Origin of the sequence: Pseudoalteromonas phenolica (assembly GCF_044788725.1) — a bacterium.
Taxonomy (GTDB): domain Bacteria; phylum Pseudomonadota; class Gammaproteobacteria; order Enterobacterales; family Alteromonadaceae; genus Pseudoalteromonas; species Pseudoalteromonas phenolica_C.
Window position 1 is genome coordinate 1,436,525 of record NZ_CP173161.1, and the last position, 26,668, is coordinate 1,463,192.

At 39.6% G+C, this 26,668-nt stretch carries 27 protein-coding genes, 3 tRNA genes and 1 pseudogene; 17 read left to right on the plus strand and 14 right to left on the minus strand.

Annotated features, from left to right (window positions below; genetic code table 11):
• Window positions 1-24: 24 nt before the first annotated feature.
• From ACH784_RS06675 to ACH784_RS06685, 3 genes are all read right to left on the minus strand, one after another.
• Window positions 25-109, minus strand: a tRNA-Tyr gene (locus tag ACH784_RS06675).
• 28 nt (window positions 110-137) lie between these two features.
• Window positions 138-222, minus strand: a tRNA-Tyr gene (locus ACH784_RS06680).
• A gap of 19 nt (window positions 223-241) precedes the next feature.
• Window positions 242-326 (minus strand) — tRNA-Tyr (locus tag ACH784_RS06685).
• A 112-nt stretch (window positions 327-438) separates the two neighbouring features.
• Here ACH784_RS06685 and ACH784_RS06690 point away from each other — a divergent pair.
• Window positions 439-960, plus strand: coding sequence for a VC2046/SO_2500 family protein (locus ACH784_RS06690; RefSeq protein ID WP_404394462.1), 522 nt, complete (start codon window positions 439-441; stop codon window positions 958-960).
• A gap of 18 nt (window positions 961-978) precedes the next feature.
• On the opposite strand, the gene ACH784_RS06695 is transcribed toward ACH784_RS06690, so the two are convergent.
• From ACH784_RS06695 to ACH784_RS06705, 3 genes are all read right to left on the minus strand, one after another.
• Window positions 979-1,437 carry a YchJ family protein gene (locus ACH784_RS06695; RefSeq protein ID WP_404394465.1) on the minus strand — a complete coding sequence of 153 codons (459 nt, stop codon included), beginning with the start codon at window positions 1,435-1,437 and terminating at the stop codon, window positions 979-981.
• Between the two features lie 16 nt (window positions 1,438-1,453).
• Entirely contained in the window at window positions 1,454-1,885 is a 432-nt protein-coding gene (locus ACH784_RS06700) for a SulA-like leucine-rich domain-containing protein (RefSeq protein ID WP_404394467.1), read from the minus strand.
• Between the two features lie 231 nt (window positions 1,886-2,116).
• The gene (locus tag ACH784_RS06705) at window positions 2,117-2,575 is read right to left on the minus strand and encodes a tetratricopeptide repeat protein (protein ID WP_404394469.1); all 459 of its coding nucleotides are present in this window, start codon (window positions 2,573-2,575) and stop codon (window positions 2,117-2,119) included.
• A 358-nt stretch (window positions 2,576-2,933) separates the two neighbouring features.
• Between ACH784_RS06705 and ACH784_RS06710 the strand changes: the two genes are divergently transcribed.
• Window positions 2,934-4,223 (plus strand): NCS2 family permease, encoded by a 1,290-nt coding sequence (locus ACH784_RS06710; protein WP_404394472.1) that lies wholly within the window; start codon window positions 2,934-2,936, stop codon window positions 4,221-4,223.
• Window positions 4,224-4,252: 29 nt separating this feature from the next.
• Here the strand turns inward: ACH784_RS06710 and ACH784_RS06715 are convergent, their stop codons facing one another.
• Complete coding sequence (locus tag ACH784_RS06715) at window positions 4,253-5,014, minus strand: hypothetical protein (protein ID WP_404394474.1); 762 nt, start codon at window positions 5,012-5,014, stop codon at window positions 4,253-4,255.
• A gap of 274 nt (window positions 5,015-5,288) precedes the next feature.
• On the opposite strand from ACH784_RS06715, the gene cysB reads away from it, so the two are divergent.
• Window positions 5,289-6,266: an HTH-type transcriptional regulator CysB gene (cysB, locus tag ACH784_RS06720; RefSeq protein WP_404394476.1), complete on the plus strand. Its 978-nt coding sequence runs from the start codon at window positions 5,289-5,291 to the stop codon at window positions 6,264-6,266.
• Window positions 6,267-6,490: 224 nt separating this feature from the next.
• On the opposite strand, the gene ACH784_RS06725 is transcribed toward cysB, so the two are convergent.
• The 3 genes from ACH784_RS06725 to pabB all read right to left on the minus strand — a co-directional run bounded on the left by ACH784_RS06725 (window position 6,491) and on the right by pabB (window position 9,895).
• On the minus strand, window positions 6,491-7,867 hold the full coding sequence (locus ACH784_RS06725; RefSeq protein ID WP_404394478.1) for an L-serine ammonia-lyase: 1,377 nt from the start codon (window positions 7,865-7,867) through the stop codon (window positions 6,491-6,493).
• A gap of 89 nt (window positions 7,868-7,956) precedes the next feature.
• Complete coding sequence (locus ACH784_RS06730) at window positions 7,957-8,517, minus strand: CoA pyrophosphatase (protein WP_404394480.1); 561 nt, start codon at window positions 8,515-8,517, stop codon at window positions 7,957-7,959.
• Between the two features lie 25 nt (window positions 8,518-8,542).
• The gene (pabB, locus tag ACH784_RS06735) at window positions 8,543-9,895 is read right to left on the minus strand and encodes an aminodeoxychorismate synthase component I (RefSeq protein WP_404394483.1); all 1,353 of its coding nucleotides are present in this window, start codon (window positions 9,893-9,895) and stop codon (window positions 8,543-8,545) included.
• Window positions 9,896-10,040: 145 nt separating this feature from the next.
• Between pabB and ACH784_RS06740 the strand changes: the two genes are divergently transcribed.
• From ACH784_RS06740 to ACH784_RS06760, 5 genes are all read left to right on the plus strand, one after another.
• Window positions 10,041-11,567, plus strand: a complete 1,527-nt coding sequence (locus ACH784_RS06740; protein WP_130255919.1) for a fumarate hydratase — start codon at window positions 10,041-10,043, stop codon at window positions 11,565-11,567.
• 703 nt (window positions 11,568-12,270) lie between these two features.
• The gene (locus tag ACH784_RS06745; RefSeq protein WP_349285932.1) at window positions 12,271-12,642 is read left to right on the plus strand and encodes a hypothetical protein; all 372 of its coding nucleotides are present in this window, start codon (window positions 12,271-12,273) and stop codon (window positions 12,640-12,642) included.
• Window positions 12,643-12,651: 9 nt separating this feature from the next.
• On the plus strand, window positions 12,652-14,028 hold the full coding sequence (locus ACH784_RS06750; RefSeq protein WP_404394486.1) for a class II fumarate hydratase: 1,377 nt from the start codon (window positions 12,652-12,654) through the stop codon (window positions 14,026-14,028).
• A 254-nt stretch (window positions 14,029-14,282) separates the two neighbouring features.
• Window positions 14,283-16,247 (plus strand): FAD-dependent L-amino acid oxidase, encoded by a 1,965-nt coding sequence (locus ACH784_RS06755; protein ID WP_404394489.1) that lies wholly within the window; start codon window positions 14,283-14,285, stop codon window positions 16,245-16,247.
• Window positions 16,248-16,310: 63 nt separating this feature from the next.
• Window positions 16,311-18,116 (plus strand): alpha-keto acid decarboxylase family protein, encoded by a 1,806-nt coding sequence (locus ACH784_RS06760; protein ID WP_404394492.1) that lies wholly within the window; start codon window positions 16,311-16,313, stop codon window positions 18,114-18,116.
• An 86-nt stretch (window positions 18,117-18,202) separates the two neighbouring features.
• Here the strand turns inward: ACH784_RS06760 and ftnA are convergent, their stop codons facing one another.
• A complete protein-coding gene (ftnA, locus tag ACH784_RS06765) occupies window positions 18,203-18,727 on the minus strand; it encodes a non-heme ferritin (RefSeq protein ID WP_404394495.1) in 525 nt (174 codons plus the stop codon).
• Window positions 18,728-19,522: 795 nt separating this feature from the next.
• Between ftnA and ACH784_RS06770 the strand changes: the two genes are divergently transcribed.
• From ACH784_RS06770 to ACH784_RS06780, 3 genes are read left to right on the plus strand one after another with little or no spacing between them, the layout of a single operon-like run.
• Complete coding sequence (locus ACH784_RS06770; protein WP_404394499.1) at window positions 19,523-19,756, plus strand: hypothetical protein; 234 nt, start codon at window positions 19,523-19,525, stop codon at window positions 19,754-19,756.
• Window positions 19,746-20,249 (plus strand): hypothetical protein, encoded by a 504-nt coding sequence (locus tag ACH784_RS06775; protein WP_404394502.1) that lies wholly within the window; start codon window positions 19,746-19,748, stop codon window positions 20,247-20,249. The genes ACH784_RS06770 and ACH784_RS06775 overlap by 11 nt, the downstream gene beginning before the upstream one ends.
• 46 nt (window positions 20,250-20,295) lie before the next feature.
• A complete protein-coding gene (locus ACH784_RS06780) occupies window positions 20,296-20,826 on the plus strand; it encodes a hypothetical protein (protein ID WP_404394504.1) in 531 nt (176 codons plus the stop codon).
• 16 nt (window positions 20,827-20,842) lie between these two features.
• On the opposite strand, the gene ACH784_RS06785 is transcribed toward ACH784_RS06780, so the two are convergent.
• Window positions 20,843-21,388, minus strand: coding sequence for a site-specific integrase (locus tag ACH784_RS06785; protein WP_404395208.1), 546 nt, complete (start codon window positions 21,386-21,388; stop codon window positions 20,843-20,845).
• Window positions 21,389-21,485: 97 nt separating this feature from the next.
• Here ACH784_RS06785 and ACH784_RS06790 point away from each other — a divergent pair, with 97 nt between their 5' ends.
• Together ACH784_RS06790 and ACH784_RS06795 are read left to right on the plus strand one after the other, a co-directional pair.
• Window positions 21,486-21,698 (plus strand): hypothetical protein, encoded by a 213-nt coding sequence (locus ACH784_RS06790; protein ID WP_404394507.1) that lies wholly within the window; start codon window positions 21,486-21,488, stop codon window positions 21,696-21,698.
• A complete protein-coding gene (locus ACH784_RS06795) occupies window positions 21,679-22,260 on the plus strand; it encodes a hypothetical protein (RefSeq protein WP_404394509.1) in 582 nt (193 codons plus the stop codon). The genes ACH784_RS06790 and ACH784_RS06795 overlap by 20 nt, the downstream gene beginning before the upstream one ends.
• A gap of 116 nt (window positions 22,261-22,376) precedes the next feature.
• Here the strand turns inward: ACH784_RS06795 and ACH784_RS06800 are convergent, their stop codons facing one another.
• Window positions 22,377-24,224: an AAA family ATPase gene (locus ACH784_RS06800; RefSeq protein ID WP_404394512.1), complete on the minus strand. Its 1,848-nt coding sequence runs from the start codon at window positions 24,222-24,224 to the stop codon at window positions 22,377-22,379.
• 224 nt (window positions 24,225-24,448) lie between these two features.
• Here ACH784_RS06800 and ACH784_RS06805 point away from each other — a divergent pair, with 224 nt between their 5' ends.
• From ACH784_RS06805 to ACH784_RS06820, 4 genes are all read left to right on the plus strand, one after another.
• Window positions 24,449-24,772, plus strand: coding sequence for a hypothetical protein (locus ACH784_RS06805; RefSeq protein WP_404394515.1), 324 nt, complete (start codon window positions 24,449-24,451; stop codon window positions 24,770-24,772).
• A gap of 9 nt (window positions 24,773-24,781) precedes the next feature.
• Window positions 24,782-25,108, plus strand: coding sequence for a major capsid protein P2 (locus ACH784_RS06810; protein ID WP_404394518.1), 327 nt, complete (start codon window positions 24,782-24,784; stop codon window positions 25,106-25,108).
• Window positions 25,109-25,207: 99 nt separating this feature from the next.
• Entirely contained in the window at window positions 25,208-25,366 is a 159-nt protein-coding gene (locus ACH784_RS06815; protein WP_404394520.1) for a hypothetical protein, read from the plus strand.
• 214 nt (window positions 25,367-25,580) lie between these two features.
• On the plus strand, window positions 25,581-26,111 hold the full coding sequence (locus tag ACH784_RS06820) for a hypothetical protein (RefSeq protein WP_404394523.1): 531 nt from the start codon (window positions 25,581-25,583) through the stop codon (window positions 26,109-26,111).
• Window positions 26,112-26,210: 99 nt separating this feature from the next.
• On the opposite strand, the pseudogene ACH784_RS06825 reads toward ACH784_RS06820, so the two are convergent.
• Window positions 26,211-26,338: pseudogene (locus tag ACH784_RS06825) on the minus strand (site-specific integrase); the annotation flags it as partial.
• Window positions 26,339-26,668 lie beyond the last annotated feature (330 nt).

The window sequence follows — 26,668 nt, forward strand, 5'->3', positions numbered from 1 at the left end:
TAGTTTCAGTGAATAAATAAGAAGTGGTGGAGGGGGCTGGATTCGAACCAGCGAAGGCAGAGCCGTCAGATTTACAGTCTGATCCCTTTGGCCGCTCGGGAACCCCTCCACAGGGGGATAACTAATTTTGTACAACTTGGTGGAGGGGGCTGGATTCGAACCAGCGAAGGCAGAGCCGTCAGATTTACAGTCTGATCCCTTTGGCCACTCGGGAACCCCTCCAAGTTGTATTGTGTTGTTATGGTGGAGGGGGCTGGATTCGAACCAGCGAAGGCAGAGCCGTCAGATTTACAGTCTGATCCCTTTGGCCGCTCGGGAACCCCTCCTAAACAACGGCGCTGATAATAACAAAGTTTTTTATTAAGTAAAGAAAACAACTAAAGAAAATTTAAAAAATGCCGATAAAAATATAACTTTTGAAATAATCGGTGAAACTCTATGCAATTAGAGCGTATTTTAAACAAGGAACATCAGCTCGGTGACACACTAGCAAAAAGTGTGGCGCAAGATCGTCGTGCTGACTTTGCGCTTTGTTTGGCTATGCTTTCACCTAATGTGCTCGACTTCAGTGAATTTCATTTACCAGAGTCAGAAACAAGCGAGCCAGATCGCAGTGAGTCAGCATTAAAAAAAGAATTACAAATTGGTCCCCAGCAAAAAATGGCCCCTGAAAAATTCGATATGTTGATAGGTGAGCACAACAGTCGCTTACTTCATGAACAAGGTTTAACTGAATTACGTTTAAGAAATTGCCTTGATCCTGAGCCTTTACATATTAGAGATGATAAAAAGCATATTGATTTAGTTGTTCTTGATAACTGTGAGCCGACCGTACAAGCTAAAATATTAGCTAAAAGAGCGGGAATGTTGGAAGCTGACAAGCCAAAAATGGATGCAGTTGGTTTCTATGATCAATTAGAAAGTGGAGAAATGCAGCAGGCGATACAGCTGTCCGCCTGATTAATTAAGAAAGAGAGATTAGTTAGCGTGGCACTTTTTAAATTTCTTACCGCTGCCACATGGACATGGGTCATTTCTTGATATTTTTATTTCAGGCACATCAAACAACTCACCATCAAGGTATTTCCATTCACCTTGCTCTTTTATAAATCGAGATATTTCATGGATCTGGCAATGTTTTCCATCAGCCAAGTAATGAGCCTTAAATTCAACATAATCAAATTCAGCCTCACTTTTAGTCGTAATAATTTCTAGATTTATAAATTCGGCATAAGAACCAAATGCAGCAATATCCTCAAGTTCATGTTTTTGCTGCTCAGTTCTGGCATAGGTTTCTAAAATATATTGAGCATTATTTGTTGCATAAGCACTATAACGAGAGCGCATTAATTGCTCTGCCGTTTGAGGCGTTTGTTGTTTTGAAACGAATACAGCACAACAAGATTCATATGGCAGATTATTTGAACAGTAACACATAAGAGCGTCTTTTTTATTAGCTAGCTTTGCGCTCTATTGTACACGTTTTATTGTTAGTTTGAGTAAAACAGTAAAGTGAGATATCAGTTTGACTTAGACACATCTGAGAAAGTTGCTGCTCGTTCGTGATATCAGTCCAAGTGATCACAGCTGCAAAATTACCGTTATTTAACGCTGAATTTAGAACGTATTCTAAATCGACAATATGCTTTTTTCTGATAACGAGTAATTTGCTTGAATCAATTGAACTTGCTTCGAGCATATCTTTATTCGGAATATGATCAGGGGCGATTAGTAGAGTCCAACCTTGCTTGTGGTTACATTGGTGAATGATCTTAAGCAGCTCTAAGCTGGCACAAATTTCATCTGGTGTTTCTACAAAATTTACCGTTTTCGACGTTTCTGCTTTTTCTACTGAGTTAGGTAAAACACGTGTTGTCTGTAACATGATCATCTCACTGGTTGTTTATACAGTATCTGTGTACAGTAGTTTATACAGTATTTTAATGCAAGAAGAAAATGTCAATTTTTAATCAATAAATAACAGGGTTTATAAAAAGATATTAATAAACAATGGTTTATGTTTTTGTTGTGATGTTGTTGTGGAGTTTTGATTTAGTGGCGGCTAGCTATACAGTAGTTTTATACAGTACTTTCTGTACAAAACTACTGTATGTATTTAGGCGTTGAGGTCTGTATTGAATTGCAGTTGATGGATCTGTTCATAAAGGGTTGCGGCATAGCAATGCGCGTCTTTAATTCGCTTGGTTGTTAAATGCGGTTTTATTTGTTCTATGACTGCAGATGCAGCTTCAACACCTTGGCTTTGAGCAAGAGATAACCAAGCCATTGCATGGAATGCACTTTGAGGCACGCCTTGTCCTTTTATAAACATAAGGCCCAAATAAAATTGCGCTTTGTTATCACCCGACATCGCGGCCATACGCAACCATTTTGCTGCTAATGGGTAGGATTTTTCTTGCAGGTAGTACAAGCCTTTTTTATAAGCAGTCACAGAGTCATGCTCTTTTGGATAGCGCAGCTCACCATTTGGCGGTGTTGTAACAAACTCAAGCACATTGAATAATTGCTGCTCTAAGTCATGATGCGTCGCGCTAGTATTTGGCGATTTATCCATACTCTACCTATTCTAAAATTCTTATTAATATTGTAGTCAAAAACTTAGCTACTGTGTCTTCATTATATAAAGCTATGCTAAATTCTTGCCACATGAATCCTTAATTATATATTTTTATGCTTAATATGCAGTTAATTTTTAAAGGTTTCTGTATGTTAGGCGATCTTTTGCAATTTTCGCTTACAAAATCATTTTCATCCATTCTTGCATGTCATTCTCTACTTAGCCAAATCGCTTTCTAAGAACTCAGATCATAGAAACTTGATTTGCATTTTTAATCATTGCCATTAACCGCTAGAATAGCGCCGCTTTTATAAGAATTATAAATTTCTTTTAACTTTTACCAATGGAAACATCTATGCTCGAAAAGCTATTTTCTATTAAGCATCAAGGCTCTAGTGTGAAAACTGAGTTAATTGCTGGCCTCACCACCTTTTTAACTATGGTTTATATTGTGTTTGTAAACCCAGCAATGTTAGCGCAGACAGGCATGGATTTTGGTGCGGCATTTGTTGCCACTTGTATTGCAGCGGCAATAGGCTGCTTTATTATGGGTTTTTGGGCAAACTATCCTTTAGCGTTAGCGCCTGGTATGGGCCTTAATGCTTTCTTCACTTATGGTGTTGTATTAGGCATGGGTTACACTTGGCAATCAGCGTTAGGTGCGGTCTTTTTGTCGGGGTGTATTTTCTTATTCTTAAGCTTGTTCAAAGTGAGAGAGTGGATAATTAATGCTATTCCACTGGTATTAAAGCAGGCAATAGCGACTGGGATCGGCGCGTTTTTGGCACTCATTGCGTTAAAGAATGCTGAAATTATTGTTGCAAGTCCAGCTACGCTTGTGCAGCTTGGGGATATCACGAGCGCAGGTCCGTTATTGGCAATTTTAAGTTTTTTCGTAATTGCAGCATTAATGTTTAGAGACGTAAAAAGCGGCGTTTTGATCAGTATTTTTGTAGTTACTTTGGTTGCATGGAGCTTAGGTTTAATTGAATACAAAGGGCTTGTATCAGCGCCACCTTCTATTGCACCAACTATCATGCAGCTAGACATAGCTGGTGCACTTGAACTTTCAATGTTAAGTGTTGTTTTTGCATTTTTGTTTGTAGATCTGTTTGATACTTCGGGTACGTTAGTCGCTGTGACTCAAAAAGCAGGTTTAGCAGACGAGCAAGGCAGAATGCCACGCTTAGGGCGTGCACTATCAGCCGATAGTACGGCGACAATTGCCGGTTCAATGCTGGGCACTTCAACCACGACTTCATATATCGAATCTGTTTCAGGTGTTTCAGTCGGGGGCAGGACAGGTCTAACTGCGGTAGTTGTGGGTGTGTGTTTCTTATTAATGACTTTCTTTGCACCTTTAGCTCAAATGATCCCAGCTTATGCAACAGCAGGCGCTATTTTGTATGTTGCAGTACTTATGCTGCAAAATTTGAAATTAGTGAATTGGGATGACATGACTGATGCGATCCCTGTCAGTGTTGTGTTATTGATGACACCACTTACTTTCTCAATTGCGCACGGTATTGCACTGGGTTTTATTGCTTACACGGCGGTAAAATTTGTGTGTGGGAAAAAAGAAGAGATAACCGTGAGTGTTTGGGTATTAACGGCGTTATTCTTAGTAAAGTTTGCGCTAAGTTAAACGCTTAGCAATGAGCCAAAGAAAAAGTGTTACCACTTTTTCTTTGGTGCGAATAATACATCTAAATCGTCTTGCTCTTGTTCTTTTTTCTGCTTTACAGAAGAAGCATTAGAGGCTTTGAGCTCATTACTTATCTCGTTCAAGTAAGACTCTAATTGCTGCTTTTTACTCGCTACGTATTCATCTGTGTATGTCACCGCACATATAGTCGCGTAAGCTTTTTCGAAGTATTGTCTCGCAGAGCCAACCATGTTCGCTGTTCTGGCGGCAACACCACGCTTAATTTGGCTTTCAACATTAATTTTCAATTGCAGCTTTTCAAGTCTTCTATCTTCAGCAACAAACTTTTGTGTCTCAACTTTACCTTTTGAATGTTCAGAGCGAAGCACGCCTCTTAATTTCTTTATGCCTTGAATTAGAGCGATTAACTGTTTGTCACTATCAGGTAGACTTAGGTTGTCAGAGTTATTGGCATTTTCGGGTGTCGAGTTCATTCTTTCTTTTGATTCGTGCAAACGGTTTTTAAGTTCGCGGGAAGTCGGTGATAACTCTACCATGGTCGATAAAGCATCATGCACTCTGCGTTGTAGTACTTGAATAATAAACTCAGACATAGGAATGTTACTGCTGTTTACAATAACATCTTCTGATTCTTCAATGATGCGCTTTTGTTTTGCGAGCTCTTTTCTTCTTTCTGCTTCTTGCTTCTCTTTATGCTGCTGAACTGCACTGACCCATACGGCAATGATGATCAAAGCAATGATTAGCATAATAATTATCGGAACAAGCATAGCGACTTCTCAATCATAAAGTTCTTAAACCGTTTTTATCTTACATGAAATAATCGTTTTCTGAATAGTTCAACACGATAATCTGATAAAAAATACATTTATTTCATAGCTTTTTATTATAGTTTAAGATTTAAATAATGGAGAGATGTAAACAAATGAGGCATTTGCTACCTGAACTGAGGTAAATATGCTAGCCTTAGGTAATTAGGGCAAAATGCTTTATGGCGCAACGATGACGCCGCTGCTCATGAAAAACTAAAACAATAAAAATATTATGAAATTACAACAATTAAAATATATTGTAGAAGTCCTCAATCACAACTTAAATGTGTCAGCAACGGCTGAAAGTCTTTATACATCTCAACCTGGTATTTCAAAGCAAGTTAGAATGCTTGAAGATGAACTCGGTGTGCAAATTTTTGGTCGCAGTGGTAAGCATCTAACCCATGTTACGCCTGCTGGTAACGAAATTATCAATATTGCGCGAGAAATACTCTCTAAAGTAGAGGGAATTAAAGCGGTTGCTAACGAGCATACATTGCCAGATCAAGGCAAATTGAATATAGCAACAACGCACACGCAAGCGCGTTATGCACTGCCGGGTGTGATCCAAGGATTCATGAAAAAATATCCCGCAGTGTCTTTGCATATGCATCAGGGCACGCCACAACAGATCTCCGATGCAGCTGCTCGCGGTGACGCAGACTTTGCTATTGCAACTGAAGCATTACATCTTTATAGCGATTTAGTTATGCTTCCTTGTTATCACTGGAACAGAAGCATCGTAGTTACTAAAGACCATCCTTTGGCGAAGCTAGGTAAGAATATATCGGTTCAAGATATTGCTAAGTATCCATTGATCACTTATGTATTTGGTTTTACTGGTCGTTCAGAACTTGATAAAGCGTTTAACGCTCATGGTTTAGAGCCACATATTGTCTTTACAGCGACTGATGCTGATGTGATTAAAACTTATGTTCGCTTAGGTCTAGGTGTTGGTGTATTGGCAACCATGGCTATAGATACACAAACTGACACTGACTTAGTGTGTATAGATGCCAGCCACCTGTTTGAAGCGAGCACCACTAAAATCGGTTTCAGAAAGGGCAGCTTCTTACGCGGTTATATGTATGACTTTATTGAGCGTTTTGCACCTCACTTAACAAAAGAATTAGTCGAGAAAGCAAGTCTACTTCGTAACCAAGACGATGTTGATGAGTTGTTTAAAGACATAAAATTACCGGTGAAGTAATACCAACCCTCAATAATACTCAATCATTTTGAGGGACTAAAACTGACGCTAACGTCGTTGAAAATTTCTTATTTAGAACAACTAAATAGCAAAATTTACGCCTCGTTATCGACTAGTTTTTCTTGCCTCAAAATAGATCGCTTAATTAAGAGTATTGGGATAATTTTTTATTAATAAAAAAGGCTGCAATCGCAGCCTTTTTTGTCTCTAAACTGTAGTTGGTATTAACATTCGATAATATTAACCGCAAGACCACCACGTGCAGTCTCTTTGTACTTGGTCTTCATATCGTTACCCGTATCAAGCATGGTCTTAATGACCTTATCTAACGATACTTTTTGATCGCCCGTACCACGCATAGCAAGACGAGAAGCGTTAATTGCTTTCACTGCACCCATAGCGTTACGCTCGATACAAGGAACTTGAACTAAGCCACCAACAGGGTCACATGTTAAACCTAAGTTATGCTCCATGCCGATCTCTGCTGCATTTTCAACGTGCACAACATTACCACCCATGATTTCAGTGAGTGCACCTGCTGCCATTGAACAAGCTACACCGACTTCACCCTGACAGCCCACTTCGGCACCTGAAATTGATGCATTCTTTTTATAAAGAATACCAATCGCTGCAGCGGTTAATAAATAACGTGTGGCAATTTCTGCATCGACTTCTTTGATGAATGTATGGTAGTACATTAATACCGCAGGTAAGATCCCCGCCGCGCCATTAGTCGGTGCAGTTACTACACGGCCTCCGGCTGCGTTTTCTTCGTTTACGGCTAGAGCGAATAAATCAACCCAGTCCATTGCACGTAGTGGATCGTTGTTATTTTCAACGTTTAGTTTTAAGTATAAGCTTGGTGCACGACGTCTTACTTTTAAGCCGCCCGGTAGAATTCCTTCGGTACGCATACCACGCTCAATACAAGCTTTCATAACACTCCAGATGTTAAAGAGTTCGTCTTTAATATCTTTTTCCGCGCGAAGTGTTTTTTCGTTTGCCATCATCAGAGATGACACACTCAGGCCAGTTTCTTTACACATATCCAATAGCTCTTGAGCATTATTGAAAGGGTAAGGTGCTGGGTTTTCTTCGCGAATATCGAGTGCTGCTTGTTTTTCTTTATCAAAGTCTTGCTCGGTTACGATAAAGCCACCACCAATAGAATAGTAGACTTGACTGTGAAGTAGCTCATCGCCCGCATAAGCAAAGATTTCCATGGCATTTGAATGCTTAGGTAAAGTTTTACGACGATGAAAAACAATCGCCCCCTGTTTTGGAAACTTAGCTTTATGAGTTTTATCTAAATAGATAACTTGTTCGTTTTCGATGGTGTCTAAAATTTCAGGTACTGCATCGGCATCGATGGTTTCAGGGTCATAACCTGCTAACCCTAAAATCACAGCTTTTCCTGAGCCGTGGCCTACACCTGTTTGGCCAAGTGAACCATATAGTTCAACTTTGACAGAAGTAACTTTGTCGATTAATTGTTTTTCTTGTAAATCTTTTACATAAAGACGTGAGGCGCGCATTGGGCCGACCGTATGCGAAGACGACGGGCCAATCCCGATACTAAACATATCAAATGCACTAATCATATTTTTCTACTCAACATTGCCTTTGAACGGACGCACATCATAACGTTAAAGTATTGCAATGTAACTATTTTGCACCCTCAGAATGGTGCTTAGCTGACCAGTTGAGCAAAGTTTTTGACTAATTTAGCCGTCGCACCCCAAAGTAAGCCATGTTCAGTGGGAAAAATATCGAATTGGCGGGGTTTTCCGCCTAGTTGAACCTCTATGCTTTGCCAATTATTTTCATCGAATAATTGCTCCAAGCTGATAGTAAAAACAAGCTCAACTTCATCGCTATCAGTATGCCAGGCTGCTTGCGATTGTAAGGTTGCGACAATAGGCGAAATAGTAAAGCCAGTTAAAGTGCTATGGGTAGGTAATTGGCCGATAGACTGAATATGACTTGGAGAAATACCCAGTTCTTCATTGGTTTCACGTATTGCAGTGGCCTGTAATGACGGATCAAACTGTTCAAACTTACCACCGGGAAAACAGATTTGGCTCGGGTGGTGTTTTAAATAAGCGGCGCGTTTACAAAATAGTAGTGCAGCTTTGTTATCTACTTCTAGTAGTGGTAACAAAACGGCACTGGCTCTGGTATTGGGATATGCTTTGGAATTAATAAGCGGGGCACTAAGATTAAATTTGCATATTATGTCTGATAACTTCACTTTTACCCCCTGGCTTAATTATCGACTAACTATTACTAAGTATAGGTAGTATTTTGTTTACCTTATCTAAAGTTTCTTGATATTCCAAAGCAGCTTTTGAATCAGCAACAATGCCACCACCAGCCCAACAGTGAATTTTATCTTCACTGCATACTAAAGTACGAATGGTAATTGATGTATCCATTTTGCCGCACGCGCTGATATAACCAATAGAGCCGCAGTATACACTGCGACGGTGAGGCTCGAGTTCTTCAATAATTTCCATGGCACGAATTTTAGGTGCACCTGTAATAGAGCCGCCAGGAAAAGCCGCTTCTAATTGATCAATAGCGGTTTTGCCTTCAGCTAATTCACTTTGTACGGTACTCACTAAGTGATGAACAGCAGGGAAGCTTTCAATATCGAATAGTTTAGGCACAGTCACAGTGCCCGGTTTGGCGACTTTACCTAAATCATTACGGAGTAAGTCAACGATCATCACATTTTCGGCGCGATCTTTAGGGCTATTTTTAAGTATTTCGGCTTGTTTTTTATCGGCTGTCGCTTCTTTTAGCCTAGGCAGTGTGCCTTTTATTGGTTTGGTTTCGACTTTGCCGTCTTCCACAAGAATAAAGCGCTCTGGCGATACCGATAAAATAGACCCTCGTGGGTGATTTATAAAAGCAGCAAATGGTGCTTTGTTGTGTGCTCTAAGGGTTTTATAGGCTGACCAAGGTGCGCCATTAAATTCAGCACTAAAGCGCTGAGCTAAGTTAATCTGATAACAGTCGCCACTTTTTAAATAAGCTTGAATTTTATCAAACTGTTTTTCGTAAGCACTTTTATCAAGATTCGATTGCCACTCAGAAGTAAGCTTAAAAGGAACTGCTTTTGCAGCTTGTTTGTTAATTGCCGCTAAATACGTGTCAAGGCGATCAAAGTTTGGCTGAGAAACATAAAACCACTCAGATGTCTGATTATCAAAAATCAGTGCATCTAAATATAGACCTGCACTCATATCAGGCATATTAATGTCTTCGATTGCCAACTCGGGCATGGATTCAATATAACGACCCAAGTCGTAACCAAAGTAACCTAACCATCCACCAGTAAAAGGTAAATTTTCAGCGGTTTGTGTATTCGATAAATCACTTAACAGTGATTGCATAATGGCAAAACAACTTTGTGCTTGTTGTTTACCATCCAAAAACACGTGCTTATTTTTCGCTTCGACGAGGTGTTTTGGCTCAAAACTGATGATGTCGTAACGGCTATTTTCGTGTTGCGCGTTACTTGAATCTAATAAAACTGCGTGAGGCAAATGGGCGAATTGCTCAAAAACTAACTCAGTAGATAGCTTAATGTCTAATTTTTTACAATTGATTTGCTCATTTATCATTTACTTGAACCTGAAAACTAGCCCGAAACGGGCGAGGAGGGTATCATATTTGCCAGTTTTACAATAGTGATGTGTATATCACTTAAAACCGTCAACATGTTAAAGGCGTAAGCTATATTTGACTTACGATTATTAAGGAACCGTCATGAGTATGATCCGTCAACAAGACTTCATCGACAGCATTGAAGATGCATTGCAGTATATCTCTTATTACCACCCACTCGATTTCGTTCAAGCGTTAGAAAAGGCTTACCATAAAGAAGAAAGCAAAGCGGCTAAAGATGCGATTGCTCAGATCTTAATTAACTCTCGTATGTCTGCTGAAGGCAAGCGTCCACTGTGTCAAGACACAGGTATCGTTACGTGTTTCGTTAAAGTAGGTATGGATGTTAAGTGGGATAAAACAGACTTAACTGTGCAACAAATGGTTGATGAAGGTACACGTCGCGCTTATAACAGCCCTGACAACCCACTTCGTGCATCAATTGTTGCTGATCCTGCTGGCGCACGTAAAAACACCAAAGACAACACGCCATCAGTTGTACACATCGACATGGTACCAGGCGCTGAAGTTGAAGTGATGATCGCAGCGAAAGGCGGCGGCTCAGAAAACAAAACTAAAATGGTTATGCTTAACCCATCTGACGATGTTGCTGCTTGGGTTGAGAAAACACTACCTACTATGGGCGCAGGCTGGTGTCCACCGGGCATGCTAGGTATAGGTATCGGCGGTACAGCTGAAAAAGCAGCGGTATTAGCGAAAGAGTCACTGATGGATCCGGTTGATATTCACGAGCTAATCGAGCGCGGTGCAGAAACAGCTGAAGAAAAGCTACGTTTAGATATCTTTGAGCGTGCTAACAAGTTAGGTATTGGTGCACAAGGCCTTGGTGGTTTAACAACGGTTGTTGATATTAAAATCAAAACAGCGCCAACACACGCGGCATCTAAGCCTGTTGTAATGATCCCGAATTGTGCAGCAACACGTCACGTTCACTTCACGCTAGACGGTTCAGGTCCTGCAGATCTTAAAGCTCCTAAAGTTGAAGATTGGCCAGAGTTGACGTTTGAAGTGGGTGAAGACACACGTCGCGTAAACTTAGACACACTAACGAAAGAAGATACGCTAGATTGGAAGATGGGTGAGACTGTTCTTCTTTCAGGTAAAATCTTAACAGGTCGTGATGCAGCGCATAAGCGTCTTCAAGACATGATCTTGTCAGGTGAAGGTTTACCTGAAGGTGTAGATTTCGAGAACAAGTTTATCTATTACGTTGGTCCTGTTGATGCAGTAGGCGACGAAGCTGTAGGTCCTGCAGGTCCAACTACAGCAACGCGTATGGATAAGTTCACCGATCTAATGCTAGAAAACACTGGTATCGTGGGCATGATCGGTAAAGCTGAGCGTGGTCCAGCGACAGTTGAATCTATCAAGCAAAACAAATCAATCTACTTAATGGCAGTAGGTGGTGCAGCTTACCTAGTATCTAAAGCAATCAAAAAAGCGCGCGTAGTAGCGTTCGAAGATTTAGGTATGGAAGCAATCTACGAGTTTGAAGTAGAAGATATGCCAGTAACAGTTGCAGTTGATAGCGATGGTAACAACGCGCACACTGCAGGTCCTGCGATTTGGAAAGCAAAAATCGAAGAGCTAGACAGCAAATTAAAATAAGCAATTAGCTTGTTTTGAATGATAAAAAAGGAGTGAATTTCACTCCTTTTTTTGTATTTAAACGCCCAAAATAAAGTTGCTGCTCAAGAATTGCTTTAGCAGCAGTTTCGCATCGCGTTTATTTTCATTATTAGTCTCATTACCCGACATAAAGTCGGTGCTACAGAATTGGCTTGGTAGCAGCGATTTTATATCGCGTTTATTTTCATTATCAGTCTACGTACCCGACATAAAGCCGGTGCTACAGCCGTGGCTCGGTAGCAGCGATTTTATATCGCGTTTATTTTTAAAATAAGTCTGCATACCTGACATAAAGTCGGTGCTACATTAGTGGCCTTGGTAGCAGTGACTTTATATCGCGTTTTTTTTCATTATCAGTCTGTGTACCCGACATAAAGTCGGTGCTACAGGAGTGGTTAGGTAGCTGCGATTTCACATCGCGTTTATTTTCAATATCAGTCTGAGTACCAGACATAAAGTCGGTGTTACAGGAGTGGCTCGGTAGCAGCGATTTTACATCACTCTTATATTCAAATAATTACGCCGCGTAATCACTGAATTTGTTCATATTTGTTCCTGCCTCAGTGTCCGAACTTTCTTCTGATTATTCACAGCAATTTAAATTCTTCAAATTCAAACTTGAAAACCAATTGATTAACTGTAATGATAATGATTATCAATTGTGATTTTAAAGTCGGTTCATATGTGTTTGAAAGAAACTATTGCTTGTTACACACCTTGTTTAAAAACCCACTGTCGAAGACCTCAATTAGAAGCACCTGTTTTGGTATCTCAATATATTGAGGGCAGTTTGGCATTAGCAAAATGGTACGGCAGCAGTCATTGCACATTGTTACAAGAACTGTATTTAAAAAGAGTATTCAATGAGTTACTCAATAAAATTGCTGATCCACTCGTACATGAGTCAATCAGAAAGCAATGTTTTGAGCAGCTATATAAGCCTCTTCTCGCTTTGAAGCGATTCTACAAACAGCAGCAAGCCGATAAACAAAAATATTTGGCGCTGGAGCTTGAAGCAAGAGTGCTGTGTCGTGAATTTAATCCATTTTTATAGGAGTCAAAGATGACTACATTTCGCCAAGAATCAGACAGCATGGGTGTATTAGATGTGCCTGAAGCCGCACTTTATAAAGCGCAAACCCAGCGTGCAGTCAATAACTTTACAGTTAGCAAGTTAACTATGCCGCAAGAGTTTATTCGAGCACTTGCTTACATTAAACAAGCGGCGGCCGAGGCAAATGCAGAGCTAGGGCATCTTTCACAAGATAAAGCACAGGCAATTGCCAAAGCAGCGCAAAGTATTATTGAAGGTGAGCACTTAGATCAATTCCCAGTTGATGTGTTTCAAACAGGCTCGGGTACAAGCTCAAATATGAATGCCAATGAAGTGATCGCGACACTTGCAACACAGCAAAGTGGTATTCAGATCCACCCTAATGACGACGTAAATATGGGTCAAAGCTCAAATGACGTGATCCCAACTGCTATTCATGTCAGTAGTGCGGTTGCTGTAGTTTATGAGCTATTACCTGCGTTAAAACACCTATCACAAGTGATAGAGCAAAAATCTAAACAAGTCGGTCATGTAGTTAAAACAGGTCGTACGCATTTAATGGATGCAATGCCCGTAACATTTGCGCAAACCTTAGGTGGTTGGCAGCATCAGATTGACTGCGCGTACCAAGGTATATTAAGTAGCGTAGAAAGAGTCTACGAACTTGCACAAGGTGGCACAGCAGTAGGCACAGGTGTAAATGCCGATGCACAATTTGCCAAGGTGTTCACGCAATATTTAAGTACAAATATTGGTATTCGCTTTAAACCAAGTAGCAATCATTTCTATCATATTGGCTCGCAAGACGCGATCGTGGGTCTTTCAGGGCAATTAAAAGCAATGGCTGTGGCGAATATGAAAATTGCCAACGACTTACGTTGGATGAATTCAGGGCCACTGGCAGGTCTTGCTGAGATTGAACTTGAAGCACTGCAACCGGGCTCTTCAATTATGCCTGGTAAAGTAAACCCGGTTATTCCTGAAGCGGCAGCCATGGTAAGCGCTCAAGTGATTGGTAACGACACCACAATTTCGGTAGCGGGTCAATCAGGTAATTTTGAGCTCAATGTCATGCTACCTGTGATTGCGCATAACATTATTGAAAGTATCGATATTTTGGCGAATGTTAGTCGACTGCTCGCCGATAAAGCCATTGCAACATTCAATGTGAACGAAGAAAACGTTAATAAAGCACTGGCAAAAAATCCTATTCTAGTAACAGCTCTCAACCCAATCATAGGGTATGAAAAAGCCGCATTTATCGCGAAAACAGCCTACAAAGAAGGGCGCCCGATTGTTGATGTAGCGAGCGAGCACACCGAATTGTCAGTGGACGAACTGTCAGAGTTATTAAACCCAGAAAAGCTTACAAAAGGCGGTCTTTAACTTCAAACTTACCAATGGGCTAAATTACATTTAGCCCATACTTTATTTCTTCTCATCTTTAAAAGCCTTCGTATTCAACACACTTTTGTAATTGCTTGTAATTACACTTTAACTACTTATCAGCTACATTTTATTTTCATAAGGAAGCGCTTTTCGCGTTAATTACTCAATGGAGAGAGTAGTGTTGCGATTTTTTAAATGGTAAGTGGCTAACGCCATTCAATATTTTTAAGTGAAAATGTTAAGGAATTATGATGACTCACTACAAACTAGGCTCAGGTATTAAGGCAAGCAATCTAAAAGATGGTGATAAAGTAAAAGTAGCAATTGTCGGTGCCGGTATGTCGGGGCTGTACAGTGCATGGCGATTACAAAATGAAGCGGGAATAAGCGACTTCGCAATTCTTGAACGTTCAAATAGAACGGGCGGCCGCTTAGACTCAGATCTGGTTAATTTTAAAAACCAGCATCATCAACCTGGTGATCCTGAATTCATCGAAGTTAAAGAAGAGCAAGGCGGCATGCGATTCTTATTTGATGATATGGATACATTGATGGCGTTGTTTTTAGCGTTAGATTTAGAAAATCAAATTGTACCATTCCCTATGAATAGTGGCGGTAACAACCGATTGTTCTTTAGGGGGGAAAGCTTCTCAGTCAATGACGCGCAAAAAGATGATTATGCTATTTGGTCTGAGCTATATAATCTTGCTCCTAGCGAGCAGGGAGTAAATCCTAAAGATATTGTGAATGTTGTTTTTAACCGAATCTTAAAAGCGAATCCACAATTTAAATATCGACCTAAAAACCGCGGCCCTGTATTTTGGCAAAGATTCCGCTTAGATTGTCAGTGGAATGGTAAAGGCCTAAACGAATGGTCTCTGTGGGATTTATTCACCGATATGGGCTACAGCCAAGAGTGTATAACCATGTTGTATCGCGTTCTAGGCTTTAACGGTACCTTCTTATCAGGCATGAACGCAGGTGTTGCTTATCAACTGTTAGAAGACTTTCCCGCGAATGTTCAGTTCAAAACATTTACCAAGGGGTTTAGCACTCTACCGAATGCATTAGTCGATAAAATTGGCAGCGAACGCATTCATTTAGATACTTCAGTAGAGAGTATCGAATTCGATGATTGCGCCCAAGAATACGTACTCAAAATTCAGCAAGGAAATTGCAAGTGTGGCTCTACAAAAACGTTACGCGCCGATAAAGTCATTCTAGGTTTACCGCGTTTGGCACTAGAAAAGTTATTTGCAAAATCAAACGCCTTTAATAGTGACAACCGAGAGCGCGCCGAAAAAATCTGGAACACTTTACAAACTGCATCAAACCAACCACTACTGAAAATTAATCTTTATTACGATAGTGCATGGTGGGGTGAGGGCTCAACTGGTCGTCCTGCCGTTGAATTTGGTCCTAACTTTGCTGATCTTCCAACAGGCTCAGTGTATCCATTTTATGCTGTGGATGAAAAGCTAGCAGCCCAGCTTATGTATCAAGAAAGCGGCCAAGCAGCGTCTGATAAAGTACAAGTTGAGCTCGATAAAACAGCGCAAGACAAATACAAAAAACCTGCGGCATTGACGATTTATTGTGACTACTTGAACATCAACTTCTGGAGTGCGCTACAAGCGTCAGGCCCTAAATATGAGCACCCAAATCAACTCGACTTTGTAGAAGCTGTGCCTAGCGACATGTACCCTGCAACTGTCGCTGTTGTTGAGCAAGCGACTAAATTCTTTAAAGACATCTTTAATACACACTATGTACCCGCACCAATTTTAACCAGTGCACGCATTTGGCAAGGTAGCGTGAACTTTGATCTGCCAGCCGAACAACAATTTGGTTATGGTGTGCATCAATGGGCGGTGGGTGCTAATGACCGTCAGGTGATGAAAGATTTAGTTGAGCCATTACCAAACCTGTTTACATGTGGTGAAGCATTCTCTGATTATCAAGGTTGGGTTGAAGGGGCATTGCGCTCTACCGATTTAGTTCTTGAGCAAGGCTTTAATCTCAAGCCATTTGCATCATTGCACAGTGATGCTTCAGAAGAAATTAAAGCAAACTACGCACAAAGACGTGAATCGCTCATTAATCAATACTTTGACCCGGATTATTCAGAATCTGACACAACACAAGAGTCTGTGTGCGAGCAGCATATTGAAGAGACGGTGCTAGGTGTCGATTTAACTTACTTCGATAAAGATTAATACCTTCCCCAAGACTTAGGGCCTTTTGGCCCTTTTTCATTTTGTATTTCCAGGAAAGAAACTATGAATATTACAGAGCAATATACAGTCGCAGATTATTTAAAAGCCCGCATGGAGCAAATTGGTGTTGAACAGATGTTTGGGGTTGCAGGCAATTACACCGCCGCTTTCTTAGATACAATTTTAGCTGACGATAATTCACCGATAAAAATTTCAGGCAATGCCAATGAGATTTGTGCAGGCTTTGCCGCTGATGCCTATGCAAGACTCAAAGGCGTGAGTGCGCTATATGTGACATATAGTGTGGGCGCATTTAGTTTGCTAAACACCATTGCGGGCTCTTATGTTGAACAAGTGCCTGTGATTTTAATAAACGGCGCACCGACTAATAAAGAAGATCAAATTTCAAAACAAGCTGGGTTGCTTTATTCGCACACAACAGGCTATGAGTTTGTCGACATTCATATGTTTAAACCTGTAACTGTGGCAGCCGAGCGGATCACCAATGCTAAACAAGCGCCTTATCAGATTGATGCGGCGATTACCGCCATGCTTACAGAGCGTAGACCAATTTATTTTGAAGTAGCAGAAGATGTCTGGCGTGCAGCATGTCAAAAGCCAAGTGGCAAACTCAGCTCTGGTGTTGGCGCAACCAATACGGTCAGCGAGGCTCAAAATGCAGCCAAAGCAGCAGTAGAACTGATCAGTAGTAAGCCAAAAAGTATTTTTTGGGCCGGTGTTGAACTACAGCGCTATCAACTTCAGGATGAGTTTTTAGCTCTACTCGACTTCATTAATGAGACGCATACGGTGCCCGATCAGCATATTCACTTTGTTACCTCGGCACTTAGTAAGTCAGTGATTGAGGAGACGCATCGCTATTTTGAAGGGTGTGTTACCCTTAAGAGGCATGAAGTAGAAAAGCTAGTTGGCGATGATGGAGTACTCATAGGTGTAGGCGCGTGGACAACGGGCAAAGACACTGGTAACGAAGATATTTGCAGCAGCAACACGATTTTAGCGGCTCATGGTGGCGTATTTGTTGGCGCTGAATTTTTCGCATCAGTCACTTTAGAAGCATTTTTGCACGCCATGTTACAAGAATTTAAAGCAATTCATGAAGCGAACCAACAGCTGCAATTGAAGGGCATAAGGGTTCAAAACTCAGCAAGTTTTACATTGCTTTCAAGTCAAAATAACCTTGTACAGCCGTTAGGCTATGACAGCTTTTTCTCAGCGATGAGCCAGTGGCTAACTGAAGATGACATTATGGTAGTCGATGCAGGCTTTCCATTGATTGGTGCACAAAGCGTCAAAGTACTAAGCCGAAATGGCTTTGTAGCCCAAGCAGCCTGGTTATCAATAGGATATTCAGTGCCTGCGGGTACAGGGATTAAATGTGCCTATCCGGATAAACGCGCCATTGTTGTTGTTGGAGACGGTGCATTTCATGAAACCTGCCAAGCGGTTGCCGACCAACATGCTTATGGGCAGAACACGGTTGTGTTCGTGATCGCAAACGGCATATATGGTATTGAGCAATACTTGGTTAATCCTAATCCATTTAGACAACCGCCAGTCGACTACCCAGATAAACTCTTGAATGATGTATATCAATATAACGATTTACCAAACTGGGAAATTGCCAAAATTACCGATGCATTTGGTGGGCAAGGTCGCAAAGTAACGACCGTTGAACAGTTATATGGTGTACTAGAAGAAATCAGAGCGGATGATAAAAACAACTACGTGGTAGAACTTTGTATTCCTAAAGACAATGTGCCAAATGCAATAGCCCTTGAAGCGCAAGATGCAGTTGGGGAAGATGAAATAGATAACCCAAATTGGCCACCTGCAGGAAAGTTTTAGTCCCTCAAAATGATTGAGAATTGGTATAAACAAAAAAGGTAGCTTATTCGCTACCTTTTTGCTTTTTAAATGAAAGCTGTGGGGGATTAAGCGCCCGCTTCCATGATAGATGAACTACCTGACTTAGCTAATTCAGCAAGATCTTTATCGATCCAGAATAGTGCTTTGCCGTCTTCACCAATTAATTCAAGTTTGTCTAAAATACCTTTGAACAACTTCTCTTCTTCATGCTGCTCAGCAACATACCACTGTAAGAAATTAAACGTAGAGTAATCATGCGTCGTGAAAGCAACATGCGTAAGTTCGTTAATCGCTTTTGTGATTTCACATTCATGTTCAAGGGTAGTTCTGAACACATCACCCAAAGATTTAAACTCATGAGGAGGTGCATCAATCGCACCTAAAATAGGCAGCGCGCCTGTTTCACTCACGTAAGTGAATAAACGGTTCATGTGCTCCATTTCTTCAACGGCATGTTTTCTTAAAAATTCAGCGGCACCTTCGAAGCCTTTATCTTCACACCAAGCACTCATTTGTAAGTATAGGTTTGAAGAATAGAATTCTAAATTAATTTGCTCGTTTAACTTTTCAACCATTGCAGGGGCTAGCATAGCGGGACTCCTCAAAAAATTTATGCATGCATTGTTCTTTAATACGCACACGAATACAAGTAGATCAGCAGGAAATATAAATAAAAATAACAATTTAGAAGAAAAACAGGGCAACAAACGGCGCAAGCAAAAAGCGCAATCACTCTCATTAAAGCTCACCGCATAATAAATCGTGGTGAATGACTATTTAGGTAAAATTGTTAGTAAGAATGCGAATGATTATTTCAGTTTAGTGCCTTTACAAAGGTATTTCTTATCACTGGCAGAACGCGCACATTTTTTACAAATAAAATGACTAGGCGACACAATCTCGGCAAGCTGAGATAGCTTACTTTCTATATCTTTACGCTTCCACTCACACAAAGTCTTACTCATCGATACCTACTAAATTAGTTAAATACAAATAAACATTATTATCATATAGCTGATAGACACGCTTTTTACAGGAAATGAGCAGGGATTGCTAGAAAAATTGAAGGTTGACTTAAAGGTCTGAGCGCTTAGATAGATTTAGGTGGAATCCAAACAAGTTATTTCGAGGGTAAATGGAGTTTAATTGCTAGGGTTTAGGCATAAAAAAAGACATCCTGAGATGTCTTGATTTATACGTTTGGTGGAGCTGGGGGATTTGAACCGCCGTACACAATTCTATAACTACCTGTTATTGCTATAAATCAACATGGCCCTTGTTAGTGGGACATTATACGTGACAAATATATGCTTTTTCCGTAGATTACAAGCAACTGAAATATAGTGAAATTTGTTTGTTTTTGCTCGGTCAAGGATTAAGATTGTATGGTTAAAAATTTAGCTGCACTAAAAGAATTTGTGTCAGCGGGTTGGGGTTCATCTTCAATAATTGCTATGGCTTTAATTGTACTTAGGTATGGTTATTTGTATTTAAACAATAGGGAAGAGCGTGAGCTCAAAAGGTTTAAGTTCATACAAGACCATGAGTATAGGATGAGTGCTTTAGCCCAAAGGGCAGATTTAAAAGAAATAGATAAGGAAATTGAGAATGTCGATTAGTATGTTTGATTTAGCAATATTTACGTTGCTTGTATGTTTTTACATTTTGTTTGTAACTTGGTTTTCTATTAGAAATAGGATTAGGTTAGCAGAAGAAGTTGATGCTTATTTAGGTGGAGATAATCCAAGGAAATTAAAGCAAACTTTGTTTGCTGCTTTCTCTTTTACTAAAATGCCTTTTGCAATTTTTAGGATTACTTGGCATTTCTTTAGTGTAATGTTTAATTTAAGAGAAAAGCCATTAGTTCAAGAGCTTGCTGAAAGAAGCTCAGAAAAAGCAATAGATAGAGCATCAGTGGAACAAACTAAAGAGCTTAAAAAACTAGGCTTAAAATGCTTTTCTATTGCATTACAGCGCTCCCCAATATCCACAGTTTTATCTATAACAATTTTATTTGTATTTCTAATTATTTTGGGACTTCTTAACAAGGGAAGTTTACTAGAAAGAGGCTTGAATGAGCTACCCGAGCTAATGGAGAGTTTTGGTAGATGAGCCTTTCAATAAATCAAAAATGATAAAAAACTAATTAAGGAATTTAGTGAAAAAAGTAATTTATACCTACATAGAACTTTTTTTCCTGCTTTGGATTATGATGTGTGCACCTTTATGTTTAATTATGATAACTCATTCTTCTGGAGCAGAAGAAACCCTTCACAGAGAACTAATAGAACTTAAAGTTGATAGTGCAATATATGAAACTAAGAAAGTGTATTGCGAAACTTTTGGCTCTAAGAGTGATCAATCAAATTGCAATCTAAGAGAACCAAAAGTTTTTGAGAATCAAAAGTACATACATGAAGAAAGGAACAAAGAAAATAAGGAAAAGTTTAACTTCATCGAATATTACATATATTTAACCTTATTCATTAGTTCTGTGTATTGCTTTATGCAATTTTACAAAGGTAGAACTAGTACCAATGAAAGTGGTCATAACATGCAGATTGATTTGCTTAAAGAAGTAAATAAGCTCCTAGAAGAAAAGAACCAAAAACTGATAGAAAAAAATATTCATCTTGAGAAAATGATGCTGCTGTATGACATTAAGTCTGAAGAGCAAAAACTTAAGTAAGAATGAAAAAGCCGCATTAGCGGCTTTTTTTGTCATGCTCTTTAATGTAATTACCATAATGCCTAAATAGCATTTCTGGGCTGTCATGCCCCATTTGTCGGGCAATCCACCATAAGTTCTTACCTTGGCTGATTAGCATGGTGGCGAATGTGTGGTGGGCTTGGTAAGGGTGGCGGTATCTCACGCCGCTGGCGGTTAATACTGGCAACCATATATTTTTACGAATTTGCGCCGAGCCTGTTAGCTGGCGCTTTTGTTTTGGTTCAATGAAAACAAACTCATTGCTACCGGTTAATTCTTTTTGTGTTTCAAGTGCTGATATAACTTCGGGTTGTAGTTCAATCACACGATTACCAGCGCGGGTTTTGGTACCTTTGGTCACGGCCTTTTGTGAGCTTGAATCCCAAATAACGGCTTCGCACACTTTCAATTCTTCATTGATTAAATCAACGTCTACCCATTGCAATGCGGCGGCTTCTGATGGGCGAATGCCTGTATAAAACAGTACTGTAAGTAAGTTAAGTTCTAGCTCATTTCTGGCGTTTTTAAGTATTGCGCTGATCTTTTTAGGGCGAGGTCAGCATCTACATGTTTTCCGTAAACACTTTCACCCTGATTTTGTTATTAAAGAGTCGTCTAAAAAAATTGGCGCAGCCCGAATGAAACCACTAATTCAAAAGTATGCGCCAGCCGCAGCGGGGTTATTGGGTAACTACAAAGACGAGATATTGGGCGCCTTGTGGCTAGGCTCGTTTATGTTTAGTTCGGTAAAACAGATTAAGCAGTTAAAAGCGCGTGATGCGCAAGCCAAAAAAGAAACAGAGCAAGTTGAGCAAAACGAGGTGGCAAGCGATGTTGATGCAGCCCATTAATTCAAATAATGCGTTGAGTGCTTTGCACTGTTTGTATGTTGGCGGCACTGGCAGCGGTAAAACAACCGCTGTTAAGTTGTTGCCAACAACCAAAGCTACCGATCAAATTTTATTTTGGTACCCGCATGAAGACTACAGCGGCAAGTTTAAAGGTCGTACTGTAAGGCGCTATAAATCGTTTACTAAATTCTTTAAGGCCGCAATAGCAGGGCGCAAAACCCAAAGCGGTTTTAAGATTGCGCTCACAGTACCAGAAACCCGTGAAAACTTTTTGCGCTTTTGTGAAATCGTCAAAGCTTTGGGCGATGGTAAGTACAAAAAACAATTGCATGTAGTGTGTGAAGAAGTGCCCCAAGTTACCGAGTCATTAGGCAAAGAAAAGGGCGCCTATGTCTGGCTGCTAGCCGTAGGCCGTAAGTTTGGCATTGTGGTGCATTCAGTCGGTCAGCGAGTGGTTGAAATGAGTAAAACCACGCTATCGCAAAGCATCTACAAATGGGTAGGCATGCAAGCGTCGATTAAGACGCCATGCGTATGGCCGAAGAATGCGATATTCCTTTGAAAGATATCAAAGCGCTTAAGAAGCTTGAGTATTTCTTCAAGTCCCCAGGTATTGGAAATGTAGAGTTTGGGAAGTTGAGGGTTTAGGAAAAGCCACGTTATGCGGCTTTAAAGTATTTAGCTATTTGCACTTTGAATATGCTTATAAATAGATTCGCACAATTCGTTTAGCTCGGGTGTTAATTCAAAGTTATCCCAATCTTCAAGAATTAGCTTGATAATATCGTCACAAAAATCCGATTTTCTGTGAATAGTTATACCTTTTTGAAAGTAAGTCTTATCAGGTGTCGGTTTTGTGCCTTTTATACATTGTTCTAAAATTACACCGACACTATTTGATTCATCCAAGAGGTCCCTTTCTTCTAGACCTTCTAAATCTAACTCTAGACCGTCCGTATCTTGCATACGATTGTTCCAATAGTATTGCGCGTATCTCTTAAGATATTTCAGGGGTATTAAATTTTCTATTTCTTTTTCTTTGATCTTGTAAAAACAGTCACCCAGACTGGTTTCTAATTCGCGGACTCTATCTTCTTTTGATTTTATGTCTCCGTCTGCAATTAAGAAAATGTTGTTATTAGTTAGGCCTGCCCTAAGTCTTTGGGTTTTATTGTTTGTATCACGATCTTCATGCTCTGAAGCAAAATCCCAATGGCCTATATTTGAACCTTGATATTCAAAAAATGTATAGTGTAAGTCCTCGATGAAACTTTTAGCATTACCCCCTAAAGACTCAATATACTTTCTCAAATATACTCTTAAATATTTATGGTCCGTAACGCCTTCTACCCATATAGAACTGTTTGCTAAAAGAACAGAAGAAGCTCGAATTCCTAATTCATCAAGAATATGCTTGAAGTTCTTTTGATTCTCTAAGGCTGTTTTTTTTTCTTGTCGTTGAACTTTGTATATAGATAAATCATTCCTTTCACTTGCTAAATCAAGAAAGTGATTAGAATGTGTTGTAAAGAAAAAAATATGTTGTTTGAACTCTGATAGAGTATCTACAAGTACTCTTTGCATTCCAGCATGAAGAAATTTTTCGGGCTCTTCAACAAAGAACATTGTATTTTGGTTTTCCATAAATGCTGGAAAAGTAATTATTATAATAGACTGAATCCCATCACCTACAGAACAAATATCACGTTCCTCATCACCGATTCTTATACTAATTACATCATCATTGAGCTTAGGGATTAATGTTACAGGTAGATGATTAAAAAATTTCTGGGATAAAAAGCTTTCGAAGTGCGCAACTTTTGTTCTTTCTTCATGAGAGCCTAGTAATGCTCTTTGTATATCATTGTAGATTGAATGCCCTGTAAAAATATTAATTTTGGGCTTATTTTGCTGTTGATTAAGCTGTGGGAAATAATCATCAATAGTTCTTGTTTTAAAAAAGTCTTCAGTTTTTTCTATTCCTAAAGGTCTTAATGACCTTAGCACAGGTATATAAGTTTTTTTCCAATTTATCTTATTCAAATCTTGTAGTTCAGTATCGAATTTGAATCTGCTTAATTGCGCAAGGTCTTGATTAACAACCTGTGATAGTGAATTATAATGGTGTTCTGTACTTCCATTAATCTGATCTGGGCAAACTTCCTTAAATGTTTGAAAAAGATCTTTAGTGTTTATTATGTTTCGCTCTTTTTTCAATTCCTTAAATAACTTAATTTGCATTATATTTGTGACATTCGATGCCCTTCTTTCCATGTAATTATTCGGATAAAGTCGATCTAACGCATCCTTTATTCTTTGGCTGGTCTCGGACTTATTATCGAGAAAGATATCTGTATGTTTTAGGTTGCACAAAAATCTTATCAGTCTACTTTTACCGCTATTATTTGGACCAATGAAACAATTAAAGTGATTTAACTCATTTAGAAACCATGGAGTATTTGGATTGAAAACATTATCATTCGCATCTTTAATGACGCCAAGTTTTAACGGGAAATCTATATTCATAATCTTATTTTTCCTTAAAATATTAAACTAATTTAACCTATTAGGTCACCCCAACTCAAACCCCCGTTGACCAAAACCGTTTTTTCTCCCTACCTTAACACCCACATTTGCAGCAACACTAGTCAGCTAAAGACTGAAACACATTATGAAAATTTACTCACTTGTAGCCTTAGGCTCCGCTATTACTGCTTTTGTCAATGTAAAAATCGCTAAAGGAACAAAGCATGTTCAGGAAGTGGAATCCTAAAGCGCTTTTTGTTGACCGTAGCCCTTTGCCTTTTGATTTAGTTCAGCAGCGTAAAGAACCGGTTACACACCAAAAAGCAAAAAAAGCCAAGCGTAGGCTTACAAATAAACGCAAACGCGCTCGCAGTTCGGTCAGTATCGGGGGCAATCTAGGACGATTTAGCAAATACCAAAGGGAACTTTATTTAATGACTGCTAAAAACAAAACTTACTTAATCACAGCGGGTATCGCGACAGTAATCGCGGCGGTGGTTGTTTGGGCATCTAATAACGTAGATGCAGTTGAAGATGTAATCGGCTAAGGAGCTGGCATGAGTCTTATTAAATCAATTCGACCGTCGATGATTCAGCTACCAAGCCCAACGGGCACGGGTTACGGCGAAGAATGGGCGATTAAATTGCAATCGGGTTTGACCTATCACGGTATTGAACTTGAAACCAATTTAAAACACGTCGAAACAATCAAAAAAATCACCATCGACATTGGTGGTGTGCCAGTTGTTTCGGTGACGAACAAAATGCTCGATATGCTTGATAAAGCCTATAAGCGTTACCGCAAAACAGGCCGTTTTATTCTGCCGTTATCAAAGTTTGATTACCGCACACCTGAAGGTATTTACCAAACGCAATTGAGGTAGGGATGACAACAGTCAAGGCCGTTCGCACGGATGTAGGGTGGCTTAAGCAAGGAATGAAAGAGCTTAAGGAACGAGTAGCCAAACTGGAGAACAAAAACCATGTTAAGCACTCTGGGTAAATACCTATTAACCAAACTCGCAACCGAAGTATTCATCAAGCGCGTTTGTCTCGCCACAGCCAAACACTTGGCCAGCAAGACAACCAACAAGCTAGATGATGAATTGGTCAGAGCACTGGATGATGCGTTGAATGATTAAAAACAAAAAAGCCGCTTAGGAGCGGTTTTTATTTAATTTTATTATGAAATTTGTCAATATCTCTAAAAATTTAGGCATACATGCAGTGCTTTAGAATTGAAAAGGGAAGAGATAGTGCTTAATAAGACATTGGATGATAATTATAGCGCATGGATATACGCGTCCTTCGCCGTTGCCTTAGGTTGATTTGCTTCAATGATAAGCTGTTAACCTTATGAAAAATTTATTAATTTATTATCTACCTATGGCACTTTGGGTATTTCTAGCTCTTTACTCTGATAACTCATGGTTTTTTATTAATAAAACAATTGCAGTTCCTATATTACTTGTTTCTTTCTCGATTAGTATATGGTTCACTTTATGGCTAGCTTTGAAACTATATACTGACCCAGAAGTTTATAAATCTTTTAAGTTTAAGCGAAGGGATAAACTGCCAATTCCGGTGTTATTTATTTTAATGATAGTATTTTTAACTTATTTTATATTTCTTCCATTTGGTATAGGTATTACAGCAGTTTTCAGTAAGTTTTTAGCTCCAAATGAAGTTCTAATTACAAAGGTAAAAAGTACTCAAAGACGTGAATATAAGATCTCATTTGAGGGAGTATCAGGTTTTTCTAAGAACTATCTAATAACGGATGAAGATTTATTCCCCAACTTTAAGACCGGAGATACTGTGTCGCTTAAAATACGAAGAAGTGTCTTGGGTGTTAGGATATATACAGTTAACAAAGAAAATGGTTAATAAAAGAGTAAGGTGCCGAACGCGCGAGTTTGGCACATAGGCAGCTATCAGATTAAAACTTATTCAACTTATTCGTGATGTGGAGGGAGTTTCAAACCCCTAACTGATTTGCTCTTTATCATGCAACTTATGTGGAAATAGTTGCGTGTAAACTTGCCAAAAATATTTAAATTTCTATGGCCTGTCACTTGGGCGACTTCTTCAATTGACTTTATTTTACGGGACAAAAACGCGACAAATCATACCACATTTACGTCCCCATTCACACACTATTCAAATCCCAGAAAAACAAAAACCCTATCAAAAACAGTGTTTTGATAGGGTTTTGATATTGCTATTTGGTGGAGCTGGGGGAGGTTGAACCCAAATCTTAACCCTTTGACTTTTAATGTATTGTTCGGTTCAAGTACCAAGGTTTGTGGTACGAAATGTGGTACTTCCGAGTCACTGTCGGAAAGGGAGTTGAACCGCCGTCTCTGCTCTGTAACATTATGAATTTAAATCACTTTTAATGAGCCTGTTCGTTACTGTTCGAGCATTAACCGTTAAGTTTTTAA